The organism is Tepidiphilus margaritifer DSM 15129 (assembly GCF_000425565.1).
Lineage (GTDB): Bacteria > Pseudomonadota > Gammaproteobacteria > Burkholderiales > Rhodocyclaceae > Tepidiphilus > Tepidiphilus margaritifer.
In genome coordinates this window covers 60,833-66,910 of record NZ_AUDR01000020.1, presented here as the reverse complement: position 1 = coordinate 66,910, position 6,078 = coordinate 60,833, and the positions used below count along the sequence as shown (strand labels likewise).

At 63.6% G+C, this 6,078-nt stretch carries 7 protein-coding genes and 1 rRNA gene; all 8 read right to left on the bottom strand.

Annotated elements, in window-relative coordinates; translation table 11 throughout:
• Positions 1-176 (bottom strand): 16S ribosomal RNA (locus H607_RS0108625); the annotation flags it as partial.
• Between the two features lie 382 nt (positions 177-558).
• The gene (dnaB, locus tag H607_RS0108620; RefSeq protein WP_028875109.1) at positions 559-1,935 is read right to left on the bottom strand and encodes a replicative DNA helicase; all 1,377 of its coding nucleotides are present in this window, start codon (positions 1,933-1,935) and stop codon (positions 559-561) included.
• Between the two features lie 208 nt (positions 1,936-2,143).
• Positions 2,144-2,593 carry a 50S ribosomal protein L9 gene (gene rplI / locus H607_RS0108615; protein ID WP_028875108.1) on the bottom strand — a complete coding sequence of 150 codons (450 nt, stop codon included), beginning with the start codon at positions 2,591-2,593 and terminating at the stop codon, positions 2,144-2,146.
• Positions 2,594-2,606: 13 nt separating this feature from the next.
• Positions 2,607-2,855 (bottom strand): 30S ribosomal protein S18, encoded by a 249-nt coding sequence (gene rpsR / locus H607_RS0108610; RefSeq protein WP_028875107.1) that lies wholly within the window; start codon positions 2,853-2,855, stop codon positions 2,607-2,609.
• Entirely contained in the window at positions 2,848-3,147 is a 300-nt protein-coding gene (gene priB, locus H607_RS0108605) for a primosomal replication protein N (protein WP_083962000.1), read from the bottom strand. The genes rpsR and priB overlap by 8 nt, the downstream gene beginning before the upstream one ends.
• Before the next feature lie 27 nt (positions 3,148-3,174).
• Positions 3,175-3,558, bottom strand: a complete 384-nt coding sequence (rpsF, locus tag H607_RS0108600) for a 30S ribosomal protein S6 (RefSeq protein ID WP_028875105.1) — start codon at positions 3,556-3,558, stop codon at positions 3,175-3,177.
• Positions 3,559-3,667: 109 nt separating this feature from the next.
• Complete coding sequence (gene pgsA, locus H607_RS0108595; protein WP_028875104.1) at positions 3,668-4,240, bottom strand: CDP-diacylglycerol--glycerol-3-phosphate 3-phosphatidyltransferase; 573 nt, start codon at positions 4,238-4,240, stop codon at positions 3,668-3,670.
• Between the two features lie 31 nt (positions 4,241-4,271).
• Positions 4,272-6,071, bottom strand: coding sequence for an excinuclease ABC subunit UvrC (gene uvrC / locus H607_RS0108590; protein ID WP_028875103.1), 1,800 nt, complete (start codon positions 6,069-6,071; stop codon positions 4,272-4,274).
• Positions 6,072-6,078: the final 7 nt, after the last annotated feature.

The window sequence follows — 6,078 nt, the reverse complement described above, 5'->3', positions numbered from 1 at the left end:
TCATGCGGTATTAGCCAGCCTTTCGGCCGGTTATCCCCCACTCCCGGGTACGTTCCGATGCATTACTCACCCGTTCGCCACTCGCCGGCACCCCGAAGGGCCCGCTGCCGTTCGACTTGCATGTGTAAGGCATGCCGCCAGCGTTCAATCTGAGCCAGGATCAAACTCTCAGGTTCAATCCAATAAAACCTCGCACGCATCACGCGATGCGCGTGCCAGCGCACCAATCCCCGCGCCAACACCCACACCGCTCGGCTGTCCCCAAATTCTTAAAGAACTCCTTCCAACACCCCGCACCACCTCAGCAGCGCGGCAGAACCAGCATTATTCCTTACTCCCCTACCGCTGTCAATACCCCCTGAGCCGTTCCCTATCCTTCCTCGTCCTGGCCCCAGAGGCTTCGCCACCGCCTCAATCACTCAACCACGGCAGCAGCTCCACAGCGGAGAGGGCGAATTGTAGGGGGACGCGACATAGAATGCAAGCGGGCGAAGAAAAGTATGGCGCAGTTTTTGCTTACCTCTTCATAGAGGCGGTCGATACCGACTCCGGCCCGACTCAAAAGGTCGCAGACGCGAAACTCTCGAAGCGGGTGTGCTCGCCGAAGAAGCTGAGGCGGATGGTTCCGGTAGGGCCGTTGCGATGCTTGGCGATGATGATCTCGGCCACGCCTTTGTCGGGCGTGTCGGGGTTATAGACTTCGTCGCGGTAGATGAACATGATGATATCCGCGTCCTGTTCGATGGCTCCGGATTCGCGCAGATCCGACATGACCGGCCGTTTGTTCGGCCGCTGCTCGAGGCTGCGGTTGAGCTGCGACAGGGCGATGATCGGCACGTTGAGCTCCTTGGCAAGGGACTTCACCGAGCGGGAAATTTCGGAGAGTTCGGTGGCGCGGTTGTCGCTCTCGCGGGTGCCGGTCATCAGCTGCAGATAGTCGATGACGATGAGTCCGAGCTTGCCGCATTGACGGGCGAGACGTCGGGCACGGGCGCGCAGGTCGATCGGATTGAGACCGGGGGTCTCGTCAATGAAGATGGGGGCTTCGTAGAGCTTGCCCATGGCGGCGGTCAGACGTTGCCAATCGTCGTCGGAGAGACGCCCTCGACGCAGGTTCTGCATGTCGATACGTCCGAGCGAGGCGAGGAAGCGCGTGGCGAGTTGGGTGCTGGGCATCTCCATGGAGAAGACGGCCACCGGCAGGCGCTGATGGATGGCGACGTGTTCGGCGATATTGAGCGCCAGCGTCGTCTTCCCCATGGCGGGGCGGCCGGCAAGGATGATGAGATCGGAGGGCTGAAGGCCGGAAGTTTTTTCGTCGAGATCGACGTAGCCGGTGGGAACACCGGTGACCTCGCTGGGATCGGCACGGTCGTAAAGTTCCTGGACGCGGTCGACGACGAACTTGAGCGCCTGCCCGATGGGGATGAACCCGGTGAGACTGCGGGCGCCGGCTTCGGCGATCTCGAAGATCCTGGCTTCGGCTTCGTCGAGCAAGGACTTGGCTTCCCGCCCCATGGGGCTGAGGGCGGAAGCGGCGATCTCGTCGGCAACGGCGATGAGTTTGCGCAGGATGGCGCGTTCGCGGATGATCTCGCCGTAACGACGAACGTTGGCGGCCGACGGGGTCTGGTTGGCGAGCTCGGCGAGATAGGCGAGCCCGCCAGCGGCTTCCGCCTCCCCGCTCTTTTCCAGCGACTCGTGGACGGTGACGACGTCGGCAGGGCGTCCTTGTTCGACGAGGCGACTGATGTGGCGGAAGATGCGCTTGTGCTCGTCGCGGTAGAAGTCGTCAGGACCGACGAGATCGGCGACGCGGTCCCAGGCGGTATTGTCGAGGAGCAGCCCGCCGAGCAGCGCTTGTTCGGCTTCGAGCGAGTGCGGCGGTAGTTTGAAACCCGTGGAGGAAGGAGCGAGCAAAAGTTCGTCAGACATGGTTCAATCCATACCCGTGACCGGGCGAAATGGCTTGGAAAAGGTTACACCGCTCCCACGCCAGATTATCTCTGTGAAGAGAGGGTTCCCGTCGGGAGTTGCCCTGCGGATCTCGAGACCCGAGGCATGGGCTCATTCTAACGCCGAAAAAGCAACGAGCGCCGTACCCAGGGGCACGACGCTCGTCGGACGAAACGTGCAGCGGGAATCAGTGCTCGCCGAGTACAGAGACCTTGATGGTGACACGCACGTCGGTGTGCAGTGCGATCTCGAGCTCGACCTCGCCGACGCTCTTGATCGGCCCTTCTGGCATGAGGATTTGGGCACGCGGAATGTCGTAACCCAGCTCCTTGAGCCCTTCGGCGATGTCGATGTTGGTGACCGAGCCGAAGAGCCGACCGTCTTCACCGGCCTTGCGGGTGATCTGCACCGTGATCCCTTCGAGGCGCGAGGCGAGTTCTTGGGCGGCTGCGAGCTTTTCGGCCTGCTGACGCTCGAGTTCGGCGCGACGGCGTTCGAATTCGGCGATGTTCTCGGGCGTGGCGCGCTTGGCCTTCTTCTGGGGAATGAGGTAATTGCGCGCATAACCATCTTTGACCTTGACGATGTCGCCAAGGTTGCCGAGGTTGGTGACCTTCTCCATCAGGATGACTTGCATGTCGGGCCTCCGCTCACTCGTGCTGATCGGTGTAAGGGAGCAACGCCAGGAAGCGGGCGCGCTTGATGGCGGTGGCGAGCTGACGCTGATAACGGGCACTGGTACCCGTGATGCGCGCCGGCATGATCTTGGCGACTTCAGTGATGAAGTCTTTCAGCAGCTCGACGTCTTTGTAGTCGATCTGTTCGATGCCTTCGGCCGTGAAACGGCAGTATTTGCGGCGGCGGGAAAATCCGCGTCCGCCCCGTTCGGGTCTAGCCATGTTCGTTTCCTTCCATGTGTCGTAATTCGGTGATGTGCAGGATCGGTGTGCGGCTCTTCAGGGTGCGGGCGGCGAGGAATCCGAAGCAGTGGATCCAGGTTCCCAGCGGCAATTCGGCGAGCCGACGTCCGCATTCCCCCAAGGACTTGATGCCGAGCTCGAATTCGATGCGGCGCTCGGCTCCGGCTTCGGTCTGCGTCGAACGATGCGCGAGCACGCCCTCGAACACCGGAATACCGGCCGGGGTGTAGCGCAGACCGCGGCTGGAGATCAGCACGCCGTCGAGTTCCACGCGGTTGCACACCGGGCGAGCAAGGGGTCAGGCCGCCGGATTGGCTTCGGCAGCGGGCTCTGCCGCCGGCGCTTCCAGCAGGGAGCGGGATTTCTCGTCCTTCATCATCGGCGAAGGCTCGGTGACGGCCTTGTCCATGCGCACGGTGAGATGGCGCAGCACGGCGTCGTTGAATTTGAAGGCGGTCTCGAGCTCGTTGAGCGTCTCGCCGTCGCACTCGATGTTCATCAGTACGTAGTGCGCCTTGTGCACTTTCTGGATGGGATAGGCGAGCTGGCGACGCCCCCAATCTTCGAGGCGATGGATCTTGCCACCGCGGCCGGTGATGAGGTTGCGGTAGCGCTCGGCCATGGCCGGAACCTGTTCGGACTGGTCCGGATGGACGATGAAAACGATTTCATAGTGGCGCATGTAGACTCCTTGTGGTTGACGAGCAGCCTCCCGGCATGCGTTCCGGTGAGGCAAGGGAAATGTTCAGTATAGCGACGAATGCGACGACTGTCCAGCAGCTGGCAGACGCTCAGACCATGCCTTCGCGTAACAGCGGCCAAGCACGGCGCAGGTAATAGACCATGGAGACGATGGTGAGCACGGCGGCCAACCACAGCATCGCCTGCCCCCAGAAGGGGGTGTCGAAGTACGGCAAGGGACTCCAGTAGAGAAGCACGGGGATGGCGATGAGCTGGACGGTGGTCTTCAGCTTGCCGATGAAGGCCACGGCCACCGAGCCGCGGCTACCGAGTTCGGCCATCCATTCGCGCAAGGCCGAGATGGTGATCTCGCGTCCGATGATGATGAGGGCGGCAAGCGCATGCGCTCGCCCCAGATCGACGAGGACGATGAGGGCAGCAGCGACCATCAGTTTGTCGGCCACTGGGTCGAGGAAGGCGCCGAAACGCGACTGCTGCCCGAGCAGACGGGCGAGGTAGCCATCGAGCCAGTCGGTGATCGCGGCCGCGGTAAAAATCACCGTCGCCCAGAGATTGACGACTTCAGGGCGCAGCCAGCCTTGGGGAAGATAGAAGAGCAGGACGAAGACGGGGATGAGGGCAATGCGCCCCCAGGTGAGCAGGTTGGGAATGTTCCAGTGCATCGTGTCCCGTCCCTTCGCGTCTCTTCTGCCGTCAGTGGCCGTGCAGCGCATTATAGAGGGTTTGGGCGAGCTGCCGGTCGATGCCGGGTACGCGGCACAAGTCTTCGACCGTGGCTTCCTTCACTCCGTCGAGCCCGCCGAAGGCTGCGAGCAATGCTTTGCGTCGTTTGGGGCCGATGCCGGGGATGTCTTCCAGACGCGAGCCCGTGCGCGATTTGGCACGGCGGGCGCGGTGGCCGGTGATGGCGAAGCGGTGCGCCTCGTCGCGCACGATCTGGATGAGATGCAGCGCCGGCGAAGACGGCGGCAGCTGCAGGGGCGCCCGTCCGTCGGTGAAAACGAGCGTCTCGAGGCCGGGTTTGCGCGCTTCACCCTTGGCCACGCCCACGAGCGGCAGCTCGAGCCCGAGTTCGTCGAGCACCCGGGCGGCGACCTCGAGCTGCCCTTTGCCGCCGTCGATGAGCACGAGGTCCGGACGCGGCGCCTCGCCCTCGGCGACGCGCTCATAGCGGCGAGTGAGCACCTGGCGCATGGCGGCATAGTCGTCACCCGGCGTGATGCCTTCGATGTGATAGCGCCGGTATTGCGAGGGATTCATCCCATCCCCTTCCCAGACGACGCAGGAGGCCACGGTGGCCTCGCCCATGGTGTGGCTGATGTCGAAGCATTCGATGCGCCGCGGCGGCTCGGGCAGGTCGAGCACCGCGGCCAGCTCCTGCAGCTGGGTGCGGGCACGCTCACCGCCGCGCAAGCGCGCTGCGATCGCCACCCGGGCGTTCGCTTCGGCCATCTCCAGCCAGGCGCGGTCGGTGGCACCGCGGCCGGTACTCACGGCAATCGGACGTTCGGCAAGGAATTCCACGAACTCGGCCAATTCCGGCGAAGCGAGGTTGGTGAGGATGCGATCGGGCCAGGGCCGGTCCTGATAGTGCTGCTCGAGGAAGGCATGGAGCACGTCGGCCGGCTCGGCTCCTTCGGCCTGCTGCGGAAAGAGGGGACGGTCGCCGAGATGCCGCCCACCGCGCACCATGGCGAGATTGACGCAGACGAGCCCGCCTTCGGCGATGACGACGAGGATGTCGACGTCCTCGTCGCGACGGCTGTCGACGGCCTGCTGGTGCAGCACCGATTGCAGGGCGCGGAGGCGATCCCGCAGGCGGGCGGCCTCTTCGAAGTCGAGGCGCTCGCTCGCGGCGTTCATCGCCGCGGTGAGTGTCTCGATCACCTCGGTCGATTTGCCGGAGAGAAAGCGCGCGGCCATCTCGACCTGCTGCCGGTATTCCTCTACGCTCACTTTGCCGACGCAGGGCGCGGTGCAGCGATGGATCTGGTGCAGCAGGCAGGGGCGCGAACGGTTGCGGAATACCGAGTCGGCGCAGGTGCGCAGCTCGAAGAGCTTTTGCACGAGCTGAATGCTCTCGCGCGCCGCCCAGCCGTTCGGGTAAGGGCCGAAGTAGCGCTCTCCCTTGTGCAATGCGCCACGGTAGGTCTGAATGGCGGGGAAGTCGCCGCCGGTGAGCCGGATGTAGGGATAGGATTTGTCGTCGCGAAAGAGGATGTTGTAGCGCGGCGACAACGTCTTGATGAGGTGATTCTCGAGGATGAGCGCTTCGGCCTCGGAGCGCACGAGCGAAATGTCGACGCGTTCGATCTGGCGCACCATCAAGGCGATGCGCGGGCTCGGCAAGCGCGTGCGGAAGTAGCTCGCCAGGCGTCGGCGCAGGTTCTTCGCCTTGCCGACGTAGAGCACAGTCTCGTCGGCGCCGATCATGCGATAGACACCGGGCGATTCGGGCACCGTCTGCAGAAAAGCCGAAGCGTCGAAACTCATGGCAGGA

Coding starts and splice junctions, on each gene's coding strand:
- dnaB (WP_028875109.1), bottom strand. CDS start 1,935: ATGTCTGACGAACTTTTGCTCGCTCCTTCCTCCACGGGTTTCAAACTA.
- rplI (WP_028875108.1), bottom strand. CDS start 2,593: ATGCAAGTCATCCTGATGGAGAAGGTCACCAACCTCGGCAACCTTGGC.
- uvrC (WP_028875103.1), bottom strand. CDS start 6,071: ATGAGTTTCGACGCTTCGGCTTTTCTGCAGACGGTGCCCGAATCGCCC.
- rpsF (WP_028875105.1), bottom strand. CDS start 3,558: ATGCGCCACTATGAAATCGTTTTCATCGTCCATCCGGACCAGTCCGAA.
- rpsR (WP_028875107.1), bottom strand. CDS start 2,855: ATGGCTAGACCCGAACGGGGCGGACGCGGATTTTCCCGCCGCCGCAAA.
- pgsA (WP_028875104.1), bottom strand. CDS start 4,240: ATGCACTGGAACATTCCCAACCTGCTCACCTGGGGGCGCATTGCCCTC.